Below are 18,667 nucleotides of genomic sequence, written 5' to 3'. Positions count from 1 at the left end.
CCGTCCGCCGGCGTACGGGATCGCCTACTGGAACGCCCCGGGGTGGGTCTGCTCGCGCACGGTCACGTACTGCTGCCGCACCGCCTGCCCCACCGGCATCTCCTCGCCCGTGGCCTCGAGGACCTGGCCGGCCGCCGCGGGCCACAGCGGGGGCCGCTGCGGCGACAGCGTGCCGTGCTGGACGCCGAGCGCCCAGGCCGCCTGCCGCGCCGCGCCCAGCGCCGCGTAGTCCGCGGGCTGCGGGACGACGACCTGCGCGCCGAAGAGCGACGGCGCGATCGCCTGCACGGCGGGCAGCTCGGCCGCGGCGCCCAGCAGGAAGACCCGCCGCACCTGCACCCCGCGCGTGCGCAGCACGTCGAGGGCGTCCGTGAGCCCGCAGAGCATCCCCTCGAACGCGGCCCGCGCCAGGTGCTCGGCCTTCATGCTCTCCCGGCGCAGCCCGGTCAGGGTGCCCGCGGTGTGCGGCAGATGCGGGGTGCGCTCGCCCTCCAGATAGGGGAGCAGCACCATGCCGTACGACCCGGGCGAGGAGCGCAGCGCCAGCTCGGACAGGCCCGCGAGGTCCGTGCCCAGCAGCTCGGCGGTGCCGCGCAGCACCCGGACCGCGTTGAGGGTGTGCACCACGGGCAGGTGCATGCCGGTCGCGTCCGCGAAGGAGGTGATGATGCCGGTGGGGTCGACGAGCGCCTCGTGGTGCACGGCGAAGACCGAGCCGGAGGCGCCCAGGGAGATCACCGCGTCGCCGGCGCCGACGCCGAGCCCGAAGGCGGCGGCCATCGTCTCGCCCGTGCCCGCGGAGATCAGCAGTCCCTCGGGGGTGTGCCCGGCGGGCTCCGCGGGGGCGAGCACATCGGGCAGCGTCACCGGGTGGCCCAGGGCCAGCTCCACGAGATCCGGCCGCCAGGAGCCGGTCGCCGCCGACCAGCAGCCGGTGCCGGAGGCGTCGCCGCGGTCCGTCGTGCGCCGCACCGGCCGGCCCAGCAGCTGCCAGACCAGCCAGTCGTGCGGCTGGAGCACCGCGGCCGTCCGCGTCGCCGACTCCGGTTCGTTGCGCGCCAGCCAGCGCAGCCTCGCCGGCACCTGGCCGGGCTGGGGCACGGACCCGACGGCCTGCGCCCAGGCCGCGCGGCCGCCGAGCGCGTCCGTGAGGTCGGCCGCCGCGGCCTGCATCCGCTTGTCGTTGCCGAGCATCGCGGGCCGCACGAGCACGCCGCCCGCGTCCAGCGCGATGAGTCCCTGCTGCGCCGAGACGCCGATGGCCTGCACGCCTTCCAGCAGCCCGCCCGCGGCGGCGTCGCCGAGCGACATCAGCCACGCCTGTGGATCACCTTCGGGGGTCGAGGGGTGCGGTGCGTACCCCTGACGGAGCACGGCCCCTGTGTCCGCGTCGCAGACGACGATCCGTGTGCTTTCGGTGGAACTGTCCAGCCCGGCGACTATGCCCATGCGGTGATGATGCCAAACGGACGCGCTCCGGCCCTCATCCGGTCAGGTGTTGCTGGTGCCCCAGTCGTCGTCGTTGCCCTGGCCGCGCTCGCGCAGGGAGCGGACCCGGTCGCCGATCGCGCCCGGCATCTTGTCGCCCATCTTGTCGCCGACCTTGTCGAAGGCCCGGGCGGCCATGGCCCGGCCGTTCTGCGCGGCGGACTCCGCCGTATTGCGGACGGCGGGGTTCTGGGCGACCCGCTGCGCTCCCTTCCGAAGCTGTTCGTACCGCTCGCGGCCGGCCCGTGCGCCGAGCACGTACCCGACGGCTGCTCCGACGATGAACGTCAGCCGGTAGCGCATCCCGCTCCACCCTTCCCTCGGATCCCTCGCGCCCCACGCGTTTCACGGGGGCCGCCGGGCTGTGCTTCGCGCCTACCCCCCGGGTGCGAAGGTCACTCCCGGGGTACCGATTGGCGGAGCACCCCCCTGCTTGCGCTAATGTATGTGTCGCAGCGAGCGCACGCCGCCCGGAAGACCGGACGGCAGAGCATTCGAGGCACACGCAGCAATCCCCTGTAGCTCAATTGGCAGAGCAGCCGGCTGTTAACCGGCAGGTTACTGGTTCGAGTCCAGTCGGGGGAGCGCGATCCCCTGTAGCTCAATTGGCAGAGCAGCCGACTGTTAATCGGCAGGTTACTGGTTCGAGTCCAGTCGGGGGAGCCAGCGGATCAGGACCCCTCAGGGGTCCTTTTTTGCGTCCGGGCGGGAACCAACCCGGCGTGATCGAAGTCCTCATGGTCAGGTCGGTCACGCAAAAAGGCCCCACCAGGGCAGCAGATCGTATGAGCGGCTATGCTGCGGCAGACGGCGCGCACAGATGTGCGCGACGCGCCGTGAACGGGGCGGTAGCTCAGCCGGTTAGAGCAGCGGACTCATAATCCGTCGGCCGTGGGTTCGAGTCCCACCCGCCCCACTTCGCGGTAGCAGTGCAGAAACGTTCTGACCTGCACTGGAGCAGTAGAAGGGCCGCCATGGACACCATGGCGGCCCTTCTGTTTTCCCTGATCAGGGCCCTGCGGGGACGAAGCGGGGACGAAGGGCTAGGCAGCTGCCAGAACGGGCTCTGCGGGGACGGGCTGCGGGGACGAAGCCGGTGCCGCAGCCTCCTTCGGAGTCATTTCCTGGGCCGCCGGTTTTGTGGTCTTGGCTGCACGGGGCACGACGGCGACGGTGGCCTCGGCCTCCGCGCGCATCAGCTGCGGAACGACGCTCGTGTACGTGTCCGAGGTGATCTGCCGTGAGGAGTGCCCCAGGCGCTCCTGGACCACCTTGATGTCGGCGCCGCCGACGAGAGCCAGGGTGGCCGAGCCGTGACGCAGGTCGTGCAGGCGGACCGGCGGCAGCTCGTAGATCTCGACCAGGCGCTTGAAGCGTCGGCTGAGCCAGTCCGGGTGAAAGCCCTCGCCGTTCTCCTGGGTGAAGACGAACCCGGTCTCGACCCAGGCGCCCGCGGCCTCCATGGCGGCCCGCTCGCGCTCCTGCTCGGCTCGCCACTCGCGCAGGACCTCGACGGCCTCCTCGCTGAGCCGGATGGAGCGGACGCTGTCCGCCTTCGGAGCTTCGGCGTACGTGCGGTAGGCGACGTCGACTATCTGTGCCGAGACGCGCAGCCAGCCGTTGTCCAGGTCGATCTCGGACCAGGTGAGTGCACACGCCTCGCCGCGCCGCAGGCCCAGGAAGACGAAGATGTGCCAGAGCGGGTAGAGCCGGTCGGGCACCATGAGGTCGAGGAAGCGCCCGGTCTGCTCGGGGGTCCAGACCATGACCGGGGAGGGTCGCTCGCCGGTCTGGAGCCACCGCTGTACGCGCTCGTCGCTCCACACCAGGGCCTTGGGGCGGGTGGCCGGCGGCAGTTCGACGAGGGCCGCCCAGTTGCGGCTGATGAGCTGTCGCTTGACGGCATGTCCGAGGGCGGACGAGAGGGTGCGGTTGATTGAGTGCTGGGTGGCTGCGCTGGTGATCTTCCGCAGGTCCCTGCTGATGGCCTTCACTGCGTCGTTGGCGTCCAGGAAGGCGCGCCGGGCCTTCTGGCGTACCTCGGAACCCGGGCGAGTGCTGCGCATGCAGGTTTCCCATGCCTGCTTCTTGGCTGCGCATTCGAGCTTGGCCTCTTCGACGCGGGCGCGATGGAGGAGGCGTTCGGCGTTCTCCTTGTGGATGGCATCGAACATGGCGTCGATGTGATGGGTGCGCAGATCGCGGAGGCGGTAGCGGCCCAGATGGGGCATCAGGTAGAGGTCGATGTGCGCCTTGTAACCGTTGGCGGTCGTGCGGGCGAGGCGTCGTTTGCTCTTGAGCCAGCGGGTCAGGTACTCGCCGACGGTCTCGTTGGAGAGCACGTCGACGCCCTGGTCGGCTTCCTTGACGACCTTGTCCGCCGCTTTCTCGGCGTCGGTCTTGGTGCGATGGCCGCCTCGGCGTACGCGGCGGCGGTGGTTGTTGGCGTCGGGTTCGAGCTCGACGAAGAAGTACCAGGACCCGTGGTTTTTCTTTGGGAGGTCTGGGCAGCTTGCGCCGAGCTCCCTGAGACGGGGTTTCCCGTCGGCTTTGAGGATCGGGTTGCCGTCGGCGTCGAGCTTGGGTGCTCGGCAGGTGCACCGCCGGTAGTAGCTGATCTCGGGCATGGACTCCCCACATGTTCCAGGTGTGCCGGGTCCTGCCTGATCCTTCGGTATCGAGCGCGATTTTCCGCCTGTGGCCGTATTCTTTCGGTCAGGTGGCGCGGGGAGATTGGTTTGACCACCTATGGCTACATTTGTTGCTTCTGTCGTTGAGGGCGTGCACGAGGGTGCCGCGATGTCGTGGGAGGAGCTTCGGGCGCTGCCGCCGTTGGTCAGCGTGGTGACCGCCGCACGGGCCCTGGGCATCGGGCGGACCACGGCTTACCGCCTGATCAAGGAGGGCACGTTCCCGGTTCGGACCCTGCCGTTGGGCGGCTCCACGAAGGTGTCGACTGCCTCGCTGTGGGAGCTGCTCGGAGCCTGAGCCGTGGCCGGCCGGGAGCGCCGCCGCGTGTGGTGGACCGGTGCTTCGACGCTCCACCACACGGGAATCCGGACGGCCGGTCAGGCGTCGAGGACCATGCGCTGCTCTGCGGCTGACCACCGGCATTCTCGGTACACGCGGTTGTAGTCCGGCAGGGCCCGGGGGGCGCGGGCGTTGCACGGTTCGTACCCGTCGGAGGTTGCGCGGCAGAAGAAGCCGTACTCGATGCACGCCGCGAGGTGCGGGTGCTGGCCGCTCCAGACGGTGTTGCAGGCCGCGTCCGAATGCCCGCAGTCGCTCCGCTGGCGGCCGGTGCGGGCGCACAGGGCCGAGGAGCAGTTCTCCGCGTGGAGGGTATTAACGGCCGCGCTGCACTCTCGGCACGGCTGAGTGGTCGGGGCGAGGGCGCGGTGCGGCCGGAGGTCACCGATCCACAGGGTACGGAGGGCTCGCTCGTACAGGTGGTTGTGCGTGACGCTGTGCAGGCCGAGCGTGCGGTGGATCAGTTCCCGGATGCAGACCGTGGACAGCTGGGCGGTGGCCCAGTGGAGGGTGAGCCCCCGGTCCGGGTGGAAGTAGGCCCAGTTCGTGCGCATGCGCGTGGACATCTTCATCGGCAGGTCGGGGGTGGTCGTTTGCCGGGTGATGGACGGAGCGTGGGTGTCCAGCCACTCCTGGCCGGTGCGGGTGTAGAAGCCGATCAGCTCTTCGCGGGCTGCCTCGGCGTTGCGGGCCGTGGTGCTGCGCATGTGGAGCCACGGCCCTCTCTCGCTCCACCGGTGTTGGACGAGCGGCTGGTCCTGGTCGGCGTCGTTGACGATGCGCAGCCGGTGTCCGTGGCCGAGGACAACGAATGTGGTGCCGCCGATCAGCTCCTTGACGTGGCCGTCGGGGGCGGTCTCCTTGAAGTGTTTCAGCTGACGGTAGATCCACTCCCGGCGCCGGTAAACGAGGTCGATGGCTTGCTCGTCGGTGGTGCCGTGAGGGCCGCGGACTACGACGTCTCCGGTGTGGCTGATGGTGATGCCGAAGGTGGTGCGGTTTGTGGTGCACAGGGTGAAGACGAAGCTCTTTGTGGCTACGCGGCGCTCTGTTGCACACGCGGTCATCTGGTGTCCTTGAAGCAGATGTGGAGGGCGGGGCCGCTGTGGGTGACGGCCCCGCCGGTTCAGGGGTGGTCAGTGCCGGGCGCAGACGAGGATTTTCGGTTCCCCGTTGGTGGCGAGGTCGAGATCGGAACGGGTCTCGGTGCCGCACAGGAAGCAGGGCAGGTGGAAGGTCCGCGGCATGCGCAGCGGCCGGACGTCTTCCGTCTCACGTATGCACAAGGGCAGGTCGGAGCCGTCGACGTGGAGGAGCCGGAACCCGGTGAAGCGGCTGTCGGCTCGTGCGTTGAGCACGGTGAGCGGGGTCGGGTCCTCGGGGAAGGCGAAGGTGTCGCCCACCTGGAGCTTGCTTGCGGGCAGGGGGTCGGGCAGGGGTTCAGTGACGATGAAGGGTGTGGTTGCTGGTTCGCTGTTCTGCACGGTTTCTCCGAGTTCGGCGGGGCGTGGGTGAAGGGGACGGGTTCGGAGGCCGTGGAGTCAGCTGCTGCCCGTGCTGAAGGAGCTGAGGCGTTCGACTTCGCCGAGGAGTTCGTCGATGACGGTGTCGGCCCACTCCCAGTCGCGGAACTCGGATGCGGCCTTGGAACGGATCTCCGCGATGCGATCGGCCGTCATGGTGCTGTGTGGCTCCGGCCCGGAGGAGGTGGCCGACGACGGGCGGAGCTGAATGCGTTCCACGGCCAGCTTGAGCAGGACCGCGAGATCGTTGCGTGCCACGGAGACATGCGGCAGCACACCGTCGGGATCGAGACGGGTCTGGATCTGCGCGAGGATCTGGGCCGGGTGGTTGGATTCGGCCTGCCAGCGTTCGTGCTGGGCGCGGGTGGCGTACTGGTAGCTGCCCCCGCCGTTGATCCGGAGCTCCGGGTTGAAGCGCAGGCCGAGGATGCGGCGCCATTCGGTGGTGCGCAGCAGGACCAGATTGCCGTCGGTGCGCATGACGTCCAAGTTGTTGAAGAACTCCAAGGTGTTGCCCGCGATCTTGGCGTCGCGGATGTCGTTGATCGTTCGGTAGACGGTGGGGTCCGCGCCGGCGGCCCAGACGAGGCGCTGCATGATGTCGTAGCGCGGCAGCGGGTGATCGACGGTTTCAAGGAGTTCACGGATGGCGTTGCGGCTGTAGTTGACGTTCATGCGTTGCCCTTTCGGCGGTGTGGTGGGGCAGCGGCCACCGCTGCCCCGTGGCGGTGATGGGTCAGTTGGTGGTGCGGGAGCAGACGTTGCGAATGAGGCTGTAGACGTCGTCCGGGAGCGCGACGAGGTCGCCGTTGTGGCGGTAGCCGGTGAAGACGACCGCTCCCATCGCGTCGTGGAATTCGGTCGAGAGGTCTTCCAGCGCGATGCCGGCGTGAAAGTTCGGGAGCGATCGCGCGCGGTTCAGGCCAGCGATCACCGCGAGGCAGCCCGCGGGACGGTGGATGTACGCGATGACCTCGGGAGCGTCGAGGAGGGCTCGGGCGAGGGCCTTGGCCTGCTGGCCCGGGTACTCGGTGAGGTCGAGTTCGGTCAGGGTGCCGTCGACGGCGATGCGCAGGGCAGTGGCTGCGGGCATGGCAAAGATGTCCTTTTCGGTAAAGAAGGGGGATGTAGGTGACGTGTCGACGACCGGTCAGGTCATGCACCAGCCGGAGTCACAGCCGACGTCGATGGGGAGTTCGTCCTGAGCGCGGGTGATGGCTTCACGCAGGGGGCGGCCCGTGCTGGTGAGGAAGACGGGGTCCCGCTGGTCGTGTTGGCGCCGGATGTTGAGGATGTCTTCGAGGTGGCACGCCTGGCGGAACAGCTGCGGGCGGTCGCGGTGCATCTTGGCCCAGGAGTGCAACGACTTGAAGGGGCAGAAGAAGCAGGCGGATTTGTTGGGGAGCAGCAGCCCGGCCTTGCGGATGATCTCGATGCAGTCGGTGCGGCGGAGCCCGAGGTCGAGCAGCGGGTAGTGGATGCGCTCGTACGGTTCGTTGCGGCGGTTGGTGGCCCGGCTGATCTCGTCGAGGCTGATGCCGATGCCGACGTCCGCGGGGTTCTCGACGCTCGCGCCGTGGAACTTCAGCCACTTGCCGATGACCTTGACCTTGAAGTCCGTGGTGCAACTGCGTTTGCCGGGTTTGCCGTTGCTCATCCGGACGGGTATGGGAAGGGCGCGGGAGTCGCGGCGCATCATGCGGCCCCACAGCGTCTCCAACTCGCCGTAGCGGGTGCGCCGGTCCAGGATGTGCAGGTCGATGCCGCGCTTGGTCGCGTAGCCAGATGCGATGTGGCGGACGTAGTTGAGGGTGCGGGGATCTTCGCTGTCGTCGCCCGTGTTCGCGAACAGGAAAGTGCGGTAGGGGATTTCGCGCTGGGCGGCCAGGACGAGGAGGGCGGTGGACTGCACGCCGCCGCCGTAGCTGATGACCCTCACGCGGCCGCCACCACCTGGTCGAGGAGGCGCTGGGCCTTGCGCACTGCGCCGATCACGGCGGCTCGGCCGAAGAGCTGGTCGCGGTGCTCGATGATGGCGCGCGCTTCCTTTGCGGCCTGCTCTACGGCGTCAGGGTGGACGAGGATGTCGGCACAGGCGACGGTCACACGGGGGCCGAGCCCCCAGATGATCGCGTTGACGGCTGTACAGGCGGCGGCGATCTGGTCGATGTCGACGCCCGACCAGCGCACGGAAGCCGGATCAAGTCCGCGTTCGCGCATGCCCTGCGCGGCTGCACGCAGGAGGCCGCCACTGCCGCACGCCGGGTCATGGATGTGCTCTCCCGGACGCGGTTCCCTCATGGCGAAGCCCGCCATGAGGATGTGGCCCATCGCCTCGGCCACGGGGGCGGGGGTGTGGTACTCGCCCAGCCCCTTCTGTGCGCCGTCAGAGCGGGTGAGGGCCATGACGGGTGACAGCACGTCGGTTGCGGCCCGGAAGTAGGGGTCGTCGTGACCGGTCAGGTCGAAGATCCCGTTCCGCAGCGCGGCCTTGGTGACGGCCCGGGTGACGTACAGGCGGTGTTTGTTGTGTTCGTCGTCGTTGAGCCACTCGTGGAGGATGCGGGCGCGGTCGATGAGGTCGGGGCGCTGCATCCAGTGCCCGGCCCATATCTGGCGGTACATCTTGATCAGCTCGTCGTCGTCCTGGCTGAGGATCTGTCGGGCGAGGTCCGGGCCTTTGGGGGCCTTGGGGCGGATGAGGGCGAGGGCGGCGACGATGCCGATGGGTACCTCGATGGCGGTGCCGCCTTGCTGTGTGTGCCAGGTGGAGGAAACGGCCTCGCCGAGCCGCATGGCCGTCTCGTGGGGGTTCTTCGGCAGGCGGGGACGCAGGGAGCGGACCGAAGCGGCGGGCGCGGGGGCGGCAGCGGGCTTGGCGGCCGGGGTCGAGGGCGCGGTGGCCGGCTTGGAGTTAGTGAACGTGGCGGGGATCTTCGCTGCCGCCTTGGGGCGGGGCAGCTCGTCGGGGGTGTCGATGCTGGCGAACAGATCGAGTTGAGTCATTCTCGCGTCACTCTCCGTGGTGGGTGGTGGGCGCGCTTCGCCCCGCCCCGTGGGTCGCGGGGTGGGTAGGGGATCGGGCGCGGATGGGGCTGCCTGCGTGAGGCCTTGGTCCGCCGTGTTGCGGCGGCCGGGGCTGGCGCGGGCGGTAGGGGCGCAGTCGACTGCGCCCCTACCCCCGTACCCGCATGAGCACGGGCCAGGTGCGGCCGGTGGGTATGACGGGTTAGAAGCCCATACCGAGGGCGTCGGCGGTCTGCCCGTCGAGGGGCGCGCCGTCGGGGCCGTCCAGGGTGAACCAGACTGCGCCGTCAACCTGGTTGACCGCGACGATGTCGAAGGTGTGGATCTCGGCGGGGCCGACGCGGAGGGCTGCCTTCAGGCTGCGGCCGGTGATGCGGACGGTCAGGGTCTGGCTGGCGGTGTCGGTGGCGTCAGTCATGGCGGGTGCTCTTTTCGATCAGGGTTTGCAGGTGGGGGGTTCCCCCTCCTTCGTTACCAATATTCTAGTACCTTTGCGGGGGGTGTCAACTCTGCGTAATCGTCAACACCCCCCATGGTCACAAGACTTGGGCTGGTGTGAACATCAGTGGCCTCGGTCGAGGATCAAGTCCGGCAGCGCCCCCAGGCTCGACGATCGTCCCGGGGCCCGGACCTACTCCAGCGACGGCGCCCGGAAGACCGCGTAGCTGGAACCGCTGTCGAGCTTCGTCCAGCCGGCCGACCCCAAAGCCACCGCGTAGCGATGCAGCAGGTCAGCCATGACGCTCCGGCGCACCTGCGCCTCGTTGAACGTGCAGTCGTCGATCAGCCCTCGCCCGTCGGCGAAGGCGAGCTCGACCAGGACCTGGTCCTCCTCCTTGCCCGCGGACACCTTGAACCCCATGAGGTGATCAATCGGCTCCCACAGGCCCCGGTGCAGCAGCTCAGCGCGGGCCTGAACCACCACCCCCGGCACGCCTTGCTGCCCGGGCGGAACGGCTATCCACGCGTCGAAGTTCTCCGGGCCGTCGCTCGTCACCGACCAGCCGGCGGCCATCAGCACTCCCGGCACCACGGCGTGCTGCTCGGCCATGGCCAGCCCGACGAAGTCGATGTCGATGCTGCCCCACCGGTACGTTGATTCCCCGCCGATCGCGAAGCCGTGCTGCTCCACCGCGTATCTGTCCGGCTCCACCTCCACTCCCCACTGCGCAGGGGTGAGCCCGGCGTCGAGGAGGACGCGCAGCGCCGCCCGGGTGATCGGGCCGATGCTGCCCCGCCGGGGGAAGTGACCCACCGTCGGGTTGGAGGACTTCGGGGCCCATTCGATCCTGCGCGGTGCCCAGAACGGGCCGCCTCGGTAGGACACGAGCAGGCCGCGCTTGTGCACGGGCTGGCCGTTGGCAAGGACCGTCGCCAGCTCCAGCAGGGCATCCCGGCGGGGCCACGTCCGCAGAGGGGGCTCGGGCTCGTTGAAGTTGCTCCACTCGGACTGGACGAAGTGCTGGCCGTCGCCGAGGAGCAGGGCGGCCATCGGCAGCTGCTTGCGGACCCGCAGGGTCGCGACCTCGGTGGCTGCGCGCAGCGCGGTGTCCTCGGGCTCGGGCGTGTTCGGGGGAAGAGTTGTCATCGAAAGTGTCTCCGTGAAGAGGGCGGCCGTCGTCCGGCCGGCGGGGTTACAGGACTGCGGCGATCCGCCGGGCGAGCCAGCTGCCGACGGCCGGGGGCACGGCGTTGCCGACGAGGCGGGTCTGTTCGGTTGCGTTGCCCTGGAAGTAGTGGCTGTCGGGGAAGGTCTGGGCGCGGGCTCGCTCCCGCACGCTGAGCATGCGCACCCGGCAGTCGCCGAGCGAGTCCCCGGGGATCACCAGCATGTGATGGGTGCCCGCGGCCGTGACGGTGCCGATCGGCTCGTCCAGGGACTGGGCGACGCAGTGGTTGCGCAGGATCGCGATGAACGGTTCGCCGCCGAAGCGGGCCCGGCCGAGGTCGACCTTGCGGACGGTCTCCGGGGCGTACGGGCGGAAGACCTTGCCGGGCTTGCCCGCGCTGATCCTGCGGGTCGGGAGGCTCCAGTCGATGCTGTCCCGGATCGGGCGGAGGACCGGCTTGACCTCCCGGTGCCCGCACCTGCGGTTCGGGCACACGTAGATGTACGAGGTGCCGTAGGTGCCGACGCGGCGTCGGCTTTGCGTCTCCCACCGCTGCACACCGCGCACGAGGTCGCAGTGCGGGCAGGAGGACAGCGGGCGGGGGCGAAGGTCCGGCGCCGGAAGGCCCTTGCGGACGAAGACGTACAGCAGCCGGTGGCGATGCTGGGGGGCTTGGCCGAGGTCGCCGGCGTCCAGATGCGCGGCGTCGACGGAGGCGAGGAACGGCATGTAGGTGAGGTCGTGGAACGCCCTGATCCAGGCGCTGAACAGCGGCCACCGGGTACCGAAGCCCGGCACGTTCTCGCCCGCGATCACGTCGTACGGGCGGCCGGTGACCATCGCGACCTCGGCGGCGCGCACGAAATCCCAGGCGGTGGCCCGGGTGCGGGACCAGGCCGCGGGCGTCAATTTCTTGCTCTCCTCCGAATCCTCGTCGGTCTCGTTGTCGTCGACGGCGTCGTCCAGGGACAGCTGGACCTTCGGGGTCGCATGCCCGCCACTGGGGCTGCTTTCTGTGCATATCGGCGAACCCACGAGCACTCGGGCGCGGGGCAGGCGCCGCATGTCCAGGCCGTTGATGTTCTCCAGGTGGGTCCGGATGCCGGGGAAGTTCGCCTTCGCCGTCGCGATGGCCGGCGGGGCGTGGTTGGCGGCGAACCGAGGCCCGAAGCCCGCGTTGGCGAAGCCGACCATGTCGCCGCATCCGCCGTTGAACAGGTGATTAGTAGGGATCAGGGTGTCTGTCGCGGTGCTCATCGGGGGCTTTCGTCTGAAACAAGAACGGGGTGGAGACGGGTGTGCTGCAGGGCGCGCTGGTCGGCGGGCATGAGGCAGATGCGGCACATCAGGTGAGGGACCGAGGGCGGCTCGGCCTTCCACTGCACGGCGCGCCCACACAGGGCCTGCGCTGACATGACGTGCTCGGGCTCGCGGTGTTCGGCCCAGAGGGAGTCGGGGTTGCCGGGCCACCGGGAGTACCGCCAGTCCTCGGCGAGGATGTGCACGATGGGACCGGAGTGCTCGGAGCGCCCGTATCCGAACGGGGCGTCGGGGGCGGCCGGTGAATCCTCCGGCCGCTCGTCGGGGTGACGGGAAGTGCGCATGGGTTCAGCCGTTGTCGATCCACAGCACGCCGTAGGGCGTGAACCGCCACTCGGTCATCGCGGCCTTCGCGATGTCGGCGAACACGTCGCTCCAACGGACGGCGCCGTCGGACGTGTAGAGGCGCGGGTCCAAGCCGGCCGGGAGGCCCATGAGGATCTCTTCGCGGGTGCGGCCGTGGCCGATGACGCGGTCGCGGTAGGACTGGTGGACGTCTCGGAGTTCGCTGCGCCAGGCGTCGTCGCGCGGTGTGTCTCCGGGGTCCAGGAGACGCCGGGTGTACTGGTCGCGGATGGCGCCGCATTCGTTGAGCGCGGCCCAGGCGACAGCCCGGTCGCGGCAAAACACGTCCTGCATGCACCGGACGCTCAGGCAGCGGACCGCTTCCCGAGGCAGGGAGGCGAACTCCGGGGCGCTGTTGCTGAGCAGTATGCGCGCCCGCAGTTCAGCGTCGGACCGGCGGAAGGTCACGAGGGACAGGGGGAACGAGTACGTCCAGAGGCGGTTGCCGTACCGGAGGGTGACGCGCCAGTGGGAGTCGAACACGGGGTGGGTCCTTCCAGGGCGCCCCGCCGCCGAGACAGCGGGGCGAGAGGATGATTTAGGGGCGGGCGTCTTCGATTTCGCTGGCCTCCCAGCGGGCGAAGAGGTGCGGGTTGGCCTGGCGCAGCGCGTTGATGTACAGGGCGGCGCGAGCGGCGGCGTCGGCCCGTTCCCGGCTCGTGTACGGGACCTTGACGCGCTGGCCGTTGATGAGGCGTGGGCCCGTGGAACCGTTCGCGGCGACCTTCAGGAACCACATGAGGTTGATGTAGAGGAAGGCGGGGGTCTGCCGGCTGATCGGGTCGGCTTCCATGTGCTCGATGCGGCTGGAGTCGGCGTAGTAGAAAGCCTGGGGCTCGGCGGCGTCGTAGGGCATCGAGACCCACACGCGCTGGCCGTGGCGCTCGTGTGGTTCGACCTTTTCGACGAGTTGGCCCAGGGCCAGGGCTGTGCCGTTTATGGTCGACCAGTACACGATGCTGACGCGGTCGAGCGGCTTGTACGAGGGCATGGTGAAGCTCCGTTCGGTGCAGAGGATGTAGGGGGAGAGACCGCCGTGGCCGGAGGGCGGCGCGGCAAGAGCCGCTCGGTGAGCGCCGGAGGCGCCGTGGAGCGGGGCCCGGCCCGGCATGACCGGCCGGGCCCCGGAGGGGAGCGGCTAGTTCGCGCCGCCCATGTTCCAGTGGATGCCGCGCCGCTCATCGGCCTCGGCCTTACGCATCCACTTCAGGCGGGTGTCGCGCTCTTCGGGGGATTCCTGCCAGACCTCGACGTCCGCGACGTTGACGTGCCTGTAGGCGCGCGCCGTGATCTCGGCTGCGGCTTCCGCCCCCAGCTCCTGCTCGCCCTTGTTGAGGAACGTCGTCTGCGAGTGGCGGCCGCCCTTCGCCCAGTAGCAGCGCGGGTCGCAGGTGCAGTCGTAGCTGTAGCTGATCTTCCAGCGGCGGCTGGCGAGAACCTGGTCGCGACTCATGTGGGCCCTTTCTTCTTAGTGAGGGCTTTCCCTCAACTCATACCAATATTCTAGTACCTTACAGGGGGGTGTCAACTCCATTCCCCCAGGTCAGGGAGGGGGTGCCGATGAATCCGAAGGTGACTCCCAGGGCCCGCCCGCAGCGTGCCGGACCGTGGCGCCCGGCGGCGCGCAGAACCCTGCGGGCGACCGCCCGCGTCAGCGGCGAGGTCGCTGACGGCCTGCGGCCTGGGCCCGGATCGTTGCCGCGATGTCGCTGGGCAGGCCGCCCCAAGCGTCGCCCCGGCAGAGCGGCCCGACGAAGACGGCGCTGCCGTAGACGCGGTGCTCGGTGTTGCCCTCCAGTGCGTCCAGGACCCGCGTGGCGTACGGGTTGTACGACAGGAGCCCCGTGTTCCTCCCGGCCACGCAGAAAGCCCGGTCGCCGGCCGGTATCGGGGAACGGACCATCGTGCCCGTGATCTTGTAGAAGAGCCGCTGCTGGCCGACGTAGTCGTGCGGCAGATGCAGCTCCTCCACGGCGCCGTCCATACCGATGAACAGGCCGACCCTGCGCCGGACGCGCAGCGGCGCCTGCGTCGCCAGCTTGGGTATCGCCGGTGTCGCCGGGGTGAGCCGGTCGGACGTGTGCCAGCCGCCGAACACCTTCTGCAACGTCCGGTTCTTGCTGGCCAGGCGGTACCAGATGGCGCTGCGCGGCACTCTGTCGATGGCGGTGATCCGGAACCGCGCGGGCGTGCCGTCGCCGTCGGCAACGGGCTGGCCGTTGGCCTGCCGCAAAAAGACGCGACTGCCAAGGGGGTACTTCGATGAACTCATGTGTCTTCCATGCGTCTTGGAGTGAATGTTGACCGTGTGGCGTGCGGAGGAGGAGGGGCTCGCGGTGCTCTCGGGGAGCCTGCGGGTTCAGGCGGCCGCGGCAAAGGGGAGGTCTTCGCTGGGGCGGGCGCCGGCGCTGCGGGCATCCTCGAGAACCTGTGCGGCCTGCGCCAGGACGCGGGCTTCGCGGCGGCGGCCAAGGTGCCCGAGGGCGCACACCTCGAACATCAGCGGCCAGTGGCACTTCGGGACCCTGTCGGCGAACTCCTCGAAGGAGCGACCTTCCTGGGGGCCGCCGCGGTGCTGCCACGCGCGGTAAACGATGTGCAGAACGGACGCATTGGCCTGCCGGGCCTGCTGAGGGGTGAGCTTGAGGTCGTCGATGATGTCGGCGACCTCCGGGGGCGACAAATGGCGGGTGAGCACGGAGGATCCTCGCGGTGGGAGGCTGCTCCCCAGCCCGCCCCCGACGGGGCGGACCATGGGTGCGGTGATTAGCGGATGGTGACGCGCTGGCGGCCGGTGGTCAGCACGCGGGGGCGGCGCGGTTGGCGGCGCTTGTGCTGTCCGTGGCCGGGGCGGCGGCAGCCTTCCAGGCACAGCTTGGCCGCCATGCCGACGGTGATTTCTTCCAAGTCCCGGAAATCCTGGGGGCCGAGGTGGCGTTGCCACATCTCCATTGCCTGTACGTCGTTCCCGTCCTTGTCATAGCGGTCGGCGTATGCGCGCCAGATGATCTGCTCGACCTCGCCGTGCATGAGGATTGCATGTTCGGCGACGCGCTCGGGGATTTCGTACGCCATTGCCATCCAAGAGATGTCGCCTTCAGTCATTTTGTAGATCACGGGGGATCTCCTTTGTGATTTCGGTGGGAGGTGCGTTGCTGTCGCTGGGGGGCAGAGATGGCGTACTCTGCCGCCTCCGGCGGGGTCTTCAGCCGTTTGTCGCCCTTGCGTCCTTCATGCGTTGACGGAAGGCGGCCTTATGTTCCTCCAGGGCCTGGAGGAACATGGGGTTAAGTTCGTGTACCTCCGTTGTTGCTCCCCCGTTTGCGATGACCTTCTGCTGCCAGTCGGCAATGTGCGTACACGGGGTTCCGGCGGGGAACTGGGCCACCGCGAATAGGCTGCCGTCCCGGTGCCATTGAAGGAAACTGGTCGACTGTTCGGTGATCCGCTCGTCCATTGATGCCTCCGTGGTGCTGTGATTTTGGGTAGCGATATGAGCTGGAATCCCATCCCCTTGGCAATATTTTAGTACCTTTCGGGTGGGGGGTCAAAGAATTTCCGCAGGTCAGGTAGCTGTTAAGGGTCAGGCGGCGGCGAGTTGGTCCGCGCGCTCAGGCCGCTTTCGGATGTTGGCACGCCCTGCCTGCCGCGAACTCGCGCGCAGCTGGGAGTCCCGGCATTTTCCGCACAGCGGCTCATTCAACGTTTCATGCCGGCGGCGACCCGTCACCTCTCCGCAAACTCCGGCCAGCGACGGAAGCTTGGGCACATCAGGGGCTGAGTCGGCTTTCGCGATCAGTCTGCCGTTGATCCACAAGTGCCCTGCACACACGCCATCAAAATTCTCCCTCGGCCGCACGCGCTCGAAGCATTCCTTCACGTAAGGGCAGGCGTCCGCGCACTTCTGCATCAGCGGTGCGCAGGAGTCCATAAGCTTCTCCTTCGAGCCTCGCAAAAGAGATTCGTCGGGCACGTAGTCGGCGATACCGGCACACGGGGCGTTGTCGGTCCACAAGGCGGACGCGGTCGAGGTGATCACGAGGCTGGCTTTCTTGGTTCAGGCGGCTAGAAGAGCGCGGGGTGTGAAATGGCGGCGGGGACGATCGCGTCACGGGCGCATGCGGCGGTGAGCTGAAGTTCGCTAGCCCTCCTGGACCACGGGCGAGAGAAGGCCTCCGCCCATGCCTCGGGAGTGCGGAACGGCGCGAACGACGGGACGTACGCGCGGTCGTGCTCCCGCACAGCCGTGACGGCCGAGCACAGTCGCGCATAGCGCACAGGCGTCGCACGGCTGGCCAGGTAGGCGGACACCTCACCCCATGACACATCGAGGGCGCGCGGCCGCGGAGTGACACCGATCTCGTACCTGAAGCCGCCCGAGGCCGGTCTCCACCAGGCCGTGGCCCCCGCGTCCGGCTCGCCGGCCAGCCTCCGGAAGGACAGCTGGCCGTCGTGCCGGGCGAACAGCCCCGTACCCCAGTCCGCGAGCCCTTTGGTGCCTTCGCGGCCAAGCGCGTCCAGCAGGGCGGCGGGATCATCGAAGAGGCCGCGCACCGCCATCACGAAGTCGTCGTCCGTCACAGCGCCGCCGCCTCGCACTCTTCGCACCAGTCGTGACAGAGCATGGCGGCACCGGACTCCTGGCCCAGGCCACACGCACGGCAGTTGGCCCATCCGCGGACCGTGAAGGCGACCTGGGGGCTGCCGCAGCCCGTGCAGCGCACGCCATGCGCGAGGGCTGACGCCTCGTCGCCGACTGCGGACTCCCCGGGGCGCCCCTCGGGTTCCGTCGACCGGTGGGGGCAGGCCTTGAGGTGGGCGACGGCGGCGGCGACCACCGCCTCGATCCCTTCTTCGGCTCCGGCGCTGCGGTCGGCTGCCACGGCGTCGTGCACGATGCAGCGCCACACTGTCCCCGGCTCGTCTTCCGCCGCGTGGGCGAGGTGCCACCCGGCCAGCTTGTCGCGATCCCAAGGAAGGGCGTCCTCGCTCGCGACCGTCAGAAGCGAGCCGTCCGGCGTGAGCGCGCAGATCGCGAGGCCGCCGCGCGTCTCGACGTAGGCGGGGAACCCCGTCCTTTCGAGGGCGTCGATCACGTCTCCGTAGATCTCGACGGCCTGGTGCTCGTCCGGCCCGTACTCGGCGCGGATCGCGGCCACGGCGTCAGCAGCATTCGGCATCACATTAACCTCTTCTATAGACAGCTACATATTTAAGTCAAGTTGCAGCGAGCTTGTCCGGCGCGCATCCGGAGGGAGTGTCGGCACGGACCGCCCATGTCAGGGTGGCCGTAGAGCGGGTTGCCCTCCTTGCCTGATGGCAATATTTTAGTACCTCTCGTAGTGATGGGCAAATCTTGCCATGTGAGGCAGCTACATATTTAACGCCCGAGGGACGAACGCGCTTTGCCGTTGCCGCCCTCAGGTACTTCCAGCCGTTGCTGTCTCACCAGTTCCCTCATGCGCACCCACGTCTCCCGTGTGCTCTCCGACATGGTCCCGTCGCGCTGCACCTCGGCCAGGAGCCGCGCATCCGCCTCCTGCTCCCGAACCCGGCGCCGCTCCTTCTCTGCCTGCTTCTCCTGCTGGGCGCGCGCCCGCGGGCTCGTTCCGCACGCACGGCAGGACCGGCCTGGACCATCCCGGTGCGTGCGGCAGGAGCGGACTTCAGCGACAGAAGGGCCAGCATCGGCAGGCGGCTCGCCCCCCTCACCGTTCGACGGCATCGGTTCGACACCAGCGGCAGCGGGCTCCCCTGCTGCGTCAGCGGCGGGGGTAGGGGGGATTTTGGTCTGGGTCTTAGTAATCACGCCTGATTTACCGGCGACCGGTTCGCCAGCGCCTGGTTCACCGACGCCTGATATTCCGTCTTCGGTGACCTCGTTCTCCCTTTCCTCTTCTATCTGGCGGGCTGCCTTGCGGGTGAGCCGGCGTGCCTCCTTCTCGCGGTACTCCTCGGCCACCCATTCCTGAGCCGTGTCGAAAACCTCGGTGTAACAGCGCAATGTGCCGTCCCCTCGGCGGTCGTCCACCACCCGGTAGTAGCCCGCGGCCTTCAGCTCCTGGACGGCCTTCCGGACAGCGTCCCGGCCCTCCTTTCCCGCGCGGGCGATGGCGTCGGTGCGGGCCTCCCAGTCGTCCGGCTTGGCGATCAAGAAGGCCAAGATGCCCCGCGCCCGGAAGGACAGGCGGGGGTCCTCCAGCGTCGCGGTCGGCAGGACGGCGAAGCCGGAGGAAAGCTGACGGCGCAGAATGGTCACGGGGGGTGTCTCCAAGAGCAGTGCGCGGAACAGGGAGATGACCCCGCACGGCCCGTGCGGGGTCG

General features: G+C 68.9%; 25 protein-coding genes and 3 tRNA genes. 4 read left to right on the top strand and 24 right to left on the bottom strand.

Features of this window, described 5'->3' with window-relative positions:
- Window positions 1-24: 24 nt before the first annotated feature.
- Together ACZ4A5_RS02890 and ACZ4A5_RS02885 are read right to left on the bottom strand one after the other, a co-directional pair.
- Complete coding sequence (locus ACZ4A5_RS02890) at window positions 25-1,449, bottom strand: FGGY family carbohydrate kinase (RefSeq protein ID WP_467577725.1); 1,425 nt, start codon at window positions 1,447-1,449, stop codon at window positions 25-27.
- A gap of 42 nt (window positions 1,450-1,491) precedes the next feature.
- On the bottom strand, window positions 1,492-1,791 hold the full coding sequence (locus ACZ4A5_RS02885) for a YtxH domain-containing protein (protein ID WP_398871628.1): 300 nt from the start codon (window positions 1,789-1,791) through the stop codon (window positions 1,492-1,494).
- A gap of 209 nt (window positions 1,792-2,000) precedes the next feature.
- Between ACZ4A5_RS02885 and ACZ4A5_RS02880 the strand changes: the two genes are divergently transcribed.
- The 3 genes from ACZ4A5_RS02880 (at window position 2,001) to ACZ4A5_RS02870 (ending at window position 2,404) form a co-directional block, all read left to right on the top strand.
- Window positions 2,001-2,073 (top strand) — tRNA-Asn (locus ACZ4A5_RS02880).
- A 5-nt stretch (window positions 2,074-2,078) separates the two neighbouring features.
- A tRNA-Asn gene (locus ACZ4A5_RS02875) sits at window positions 2,079-2,154 on the top strand.
- Between the two features lie 176 nt (window positions 2,155-2,330).
- A tRNA-Ile gene (locus tag ACZ4A5_RS02870) sits at window positions 2,331-2,404 on the top strand.
- A 127-nt stretch (window positions 2,405-2,531) separates the two neighbouring features.
- Here the strand turns inward: ACZ4A5_RS02870 and ACZ4A5_RS02865 are convergent.
- Window positions 2,532-4,115, bottom strand: coding sequence for a tyrosine-type recombinase/integrase (locus tag ACZ4A5_RS02865; protein ID WP_467577721.1), 1,584 nt, complete (start codon window positions 4,113-4,115; stop codon window positions 2,532-2,534).
- A 154-nt stretch (window positions 4,116-4,269) separates the two neighbouring features.
- On the opposite strand from ACZ4A5_RS02865, the gene ACZ4A5_RS02860 reads away from it, so the two are divergent.
- A complete protein-coding gene (locus ACZ4A5_RS02860) occupies window positions 4,270-4,476 on the top strand; it encodes a helix-turn-helix transcriptional regulator (protein WP_467577718.1) in 207 nt (68 codons plus the stop codon).
- 80 nt (window positions 4,477-4,556) lie between these two features.
- Here ACZ4A5_RS02860 and ACZ4A5_RS02855 read toward each other — a convergent pair whose 3' ends face one another.
- The 21 genes from ACZ4A5_RS02855 to ACZ4A5_RS02755 all read right to left on the bottom strand — a co-directional run bounded on the left by ACZ4A5_RS02855 (window position 4,557) and on the right by ACZ4A5_RS02755 (window position 18,602).
- Window positions 4,557-5,585 (bottom strand): YgjP-like metallopeptidase domain-containing protein, encoded by a 1,029-nt coding sequence (locus tag ACZ4A5_RS02855; protein WP_467577715.1) that lies wholly within the window; start codon window positions 5,583-5,585, stop codon window positions 4,557-4,559.
- 69 nt (window positions 5,586-5,654) lie between these two features.
- Window positions 5,655-6,002 (bottom strand): hypothetical protein, encoded by a 348-nt coding sequence (locus ACZ4A5_RS02850; RefSeq protein ID WP_467577712.1) that lies wholly within the window; start codon window positions 6,000-6,002, stop codon window positions 5,655-5,657.
- Window positions 6,003-6,059: 57 nt separating this feature from the next.
- Window positions 6,060-6,716 (bottom strand): hypothetical protein, encoded by a 657-nt coding sequence (locus tag ACZ4A5_RS02845; protein ID WP_467577709.1) that lies wholly within the window; start codon window positions 6,714-6,716, stop codon window positions 6,060-6,062.
- 61 nt (window positions 6,717-6,777) lie between these two features.
- The gene (locus ACZ4A5_RS02840) at window positions 6,778-7,134 is read right to left on the bottom strand and encodes a hypothetical protein (RefSeq protein ID WP_467577707.1); all 357 of its coding nucleotides are present in this window, start codon (window positions 7,132-7,134) and stop codon (window positions 6,778-6,780) included.
- 57 nt (window positions 7,135-7,191) lie between these two features.
- The gene (locus ACZ4A5_RS02835; RefSeq protein ID WP_467577704.1) at window positions 7,192-7,980 is read right to left on the bottom strand and encodes an adenine nucleotide alpha hydrolase family protein; all 789 of its coding nucleotides are present in this window, start codon (window positions 7,978-7,980) and stop codon (window positions 7,192-7,194) included.
- Window positions 7,977-9,047 carry an N-6 DNA methylase gene (locus tag ACZ4A5_RS02830; RefSeq protein WP_467577701.1) on the bottom strand — a complete coding sequence of 357 codons (1,071 nt, stop codon included), beginning with the start codon at window positions 9,045-9,047 and terminating at the stop codon, window positions 7,977-7,979. Before ACZ4A5_RS02830 ends, ACZ4A5_RS02835 begins: the two co-directional genes overlap by 4 nt.
- A gap of 223 nt (window positions 9,048-9,270) precedes the next feature.
- Window positions 9,271-9,486 (bottom strand): hypothetical protein, encoded by a 216-nt coding sequence (locus ACZ4A5_RS02825; protein WP_467577698.1) that lies wholly within the window; start codon window positions 9,484-9,486, stop codon window positions 9,271-9,273.
- A gap of 213 nt (window positions 9,487-9,699) precedes the next feature.
- Window positions 9,700-10,656 carry a hypothetical protein gene (locus ACZ4A5_RS02820; RefSeq protein ID WP_467577695.1) on the bottom strand — a complete coding sequence of 319 codons (957 nt, stop codon included), beginning with the start codon at window positions 10,654-10,656 and terminating at the stop codon, window positions 9,700-9,702.
- A 46-nt stretch (window positions 10,657-10,702) separates the two neighbouring features.
- Window positions 10,703-11,935, bottom strand: coding sequence for a DNA cytosine methyltransferase (locus ACZ4A5_RS02815; protein ID WP_467577692.1), 1,233 nt, complete (start codon window positions 11,933-11,935; stop codon window positions 10,703-10,705).
- Complete coding sequence (locus tag ACZ4A5_RS02810; RefSeq protein ID WP_467577690.1) at window positions 11,932-12,282, bottom strand: hypothetical protein; 351 nt, start codon at window positions 12,280-12,282, stop codon at window positions 11,932-11,934. The genes ACZ4A5_RS02815 and ACZ4A5_RS02810 overlap by 4 nt, the downstream gene beginning before the upstream one ends.
- Before the next feature lie 4 nt (window positions 12,283-12,286).
- On the bottom strand, window positions 12,287-12,826 hold the full coding sequence (locus ACZ4A5_RS02805; protein ID WP_467577687.1) for a hypothetical protein: 540 nt from the start codon (window positions 12,824-12,826) through the stop codon (window positions 12,287-12,289).
- A gap of 55 nt (window positions 12,827-12,881) precedes the next feature.
- Window positions 12,882-13,334 (bottom strand): hypothetical protein, encoded by a 453-nt coding sequence (locus ACZ4A5_RS02800; RefSeq protein WP_467577683.1) that lies wholly within the window; start codon window positions 13,332-13,334, stop codon window positions 12,882-12,884.
- Between the two features lie 147 nt (window positions 13,335-13,481).
- A complete protein-coding gene (locus tag ACZ4A5_RS02795; protein WP_364960633.1) occupies window positions 13,482-13,796 on the bottom strand; it encodes a hypothetical protein in 315 nt (104 codons plus the stop codon).
- A 198-nt stretch (window positions 13,797-13,994) separates the two neighbouring features.
- Window positions 13,995-14,615 (bottom strand): hypothetical protein, encoded by a 621-nt coding sequence (locus ACZ4A5_RS02790; RefSeq protein WP_467577681.1) that lies wholly within the window; start codon window positions 14,613-14,615, stop codon window positions 13,995-13,997.
- A gap of 87 nt (window positions 14,616-14,702) precedes the next feature.
- On the bottom strand, window positions 14,703-15,041 hold the full coding sequence (locus tag ACZ4A5_RS02785) for a hypothetical protein (protein WP_467577678.1): 339 nt from the start codon (window positions 15,039-15,041) through the stop codon (window positions 14,703-14,705).
- Between the two features lie 68 nt (window positions 15,042-15,109).
- Window positions 15,110-15,460 carry a hypothetical protein gene (locus ACZ4A5_RS02780; protein ID WP_467577676.1) on the bottom strand — a complete coding sequence of 117 codons (351 nt, stop codon included), beginning with the start codon at window positions 15,458-15,460 and terminating at the stop codon, window positions 15,110-15,112.
- Between the two features lie 88 nt (window positions 15,461-15,548).
- Complete coding sequence (locus tag ACZ4A5_RS02775) at window positions 15,549-15,800, bottom strand: hypothetical protein (protein WP_467577673.1); 252 nt, start codon at window positions 15,798-15,800, stop codon at window positions 15,549-15,551.
- Window positions 15,801-15,926: 126 nt separating this feature from the next.
- Complete coding sequence (locus ACZ4A5_RS02770; RefSeq protein ID WP_467577671.1) at window positions 15,927-16,382, bottom strand: hypothetical protein; 456 nt, start codon at window positions 16,380-16,382, stop codon at window positions 15,927-15,929.
- Window positions 16,383-16,408: 26 nt separating this feature from the next.
- The gene (locus ACZ4A5_RS02765) at window positions 16,409-16,924 is read right to left on the bottom strand and encodes a hypothetical protein (protein ID WP_467577668.1); all 516 of its coding nucleotides are present in this window, start codon (window positions 16,922-16,924) and stop codon (window positions 16,409-16,411) included.
- Window positions 16,921-17,523 carry a hypothetical protein gene (locus ACZ4A5_RS02760; RefSeq protein ID WP_467577665.1) on the bottom strand — a complete coding sequence of 201 codons (603 nt, stop codon included), beginning with the start codon at window positions 17,521-17,523 and terminating at the stop codon, window positions 16,921-16,923. Before ACZ4A5_RS02760 ends, ACZ4A5_RS02765 begins: the two co-directional genes overlap by 4 nt.
- Before the next feature lie 200 nt (window positions 17,524-17,723).
- Window positions 17,724-18,602 carry a hypothetical protein gene (locus ACZ4A5_RS02755; RefSeq protein ID WP_467577662.1) on the bottom strand — a complete coding sequence of 293 codons (879 nt, stop codon included), beginning with the start codon at window positions 18,600-18,602 and terminating at the stop codon, window positions 17,724-17,726.
- Between the last annotated feature and the right edge of the window lie 65 nt (window positions 18,603-18,667).

The sequence above is a fragment of the Streptomyces sp. NPDC025618 genome, assembly GCF_055558795.1.
The sequence above is the reverse complement of the archived record's forward strand: the minus strand, read 5'-3'. Positions and strand labels throughout refer to the sequence as shown.

Coding starts and splice junctions, on each gene's coding strand:
- ACZ4A5_RS02890 (WP_467577725.1), bottom strand. CDS start 1,449: ATGGGCATAGTCGCCGGGCTGGACAGTTCCACCGAAAGCACACGGATC.
- ACZ4A5_RS02885 (WP_398871628.1), bottom strand. CDS start 1,791: ATGCGCTACCGGCTGACGTTCATCGTCGGAGCAGCCGTCGGGTACGTG.
- ACZ4A5_RS02865 (WP_467577721.1), bottom strand. CDS start 4,115: ATGCCCGAGATCAGCTACTACCGGCGGTGCACCTGCCGAGCACCCAAG.
- ACZ4A5_RS02855 (WP_467577715.1), bottom strand. CDS start 5,585: ATGACCGCGTGTGCAACAGAGCGCCGCGTAGCCACAAAGAGCTTCGTC.
- ACZ4A5_RS02845 (WP_467577709.1), bottom strand. CDS start 6,716: ATGAACGTCAACTACAGCCGCAACGCCATCCGTGAACTCCTTGAAACC.
- ACZ4A5_RS02840 (WP_467577707.1), bottom strand. CDS start 7,134: ATGCCCGCAGCCACTGCCCTGCGCATCGCCGTCGACGGCACCCTGACC.
- ACZ4A5_RS02830 (WP_467577701.1), bottom strand. CDS start 9,047: ATGACTCAACTCGATCTGTTCGCCAGCATCGACACCCCCGACGAGCTG.
- ACZ4A5_RS02825 (WP_467577698.1), bottom strand. CDS start 9,486: ATGACTGACGCCACCGACACCGCCAGCCAGACCCTGACCGTCCGCATC.
- ACZ4A5_RS02820 (WP_467577695.1), bottom strand. CDS start 10,656: ATGACAACTCTTCCCCCGAACACGCCCGAGCCCGAGGACACCGCGCTG.
- ACZ4A5_RS02815 (WP_467577692.1), bottom strand. CDS start 11,935: ATGAGCACCGCGACAGACACCCTGATCCCTACTAATCACCTGTTCAAC.
- ACZ4A5_RS02810 (WP_467577690.1), bottom strand. CDS start 12,282: ATGCGCACTTCCCGTCACCCCGACGAGCGGCCGGAGGATTCACCGGCC.
- ACZ4A5_RS02800 (WP_467577683.1), bottom strand. CDS start 13,334: ATGCCCTCGTACAAGCCGCTCGACCGCGTCAGCATCGTGTACTGGTCG.
- ACZ4A5_RS02795 (WP_364960633.1), bottom strand. CDS start 13,796: ATGAGTCGCGACCAGGTTCTCGCCAGCCGCCGCTGGAAGATCAGCTAC.
- ACZ4A5_RS02790 (WP_467577681.1), bottom strand. CDS start 14,615: ATGAGTTCATCGAAGTACCCCCTTGGCAGTCGCGTCTTTTTGCGGCAG.
- ACZ4A5_RS02775 (WP_467577673.1), bottom strand. CDS start 15,800: ATGGACGAGCGGATCACCGAACAGTCGACCAGTTTCCTTCAATGGCAC.
- ACZ4A5_RS02760 (WP_467577665.1), bottom strand. CDS start 17,523: ATGCCGAATGCTGCTGACGCCGTGGCCGCGATCCGCGCCGAGTACGGG.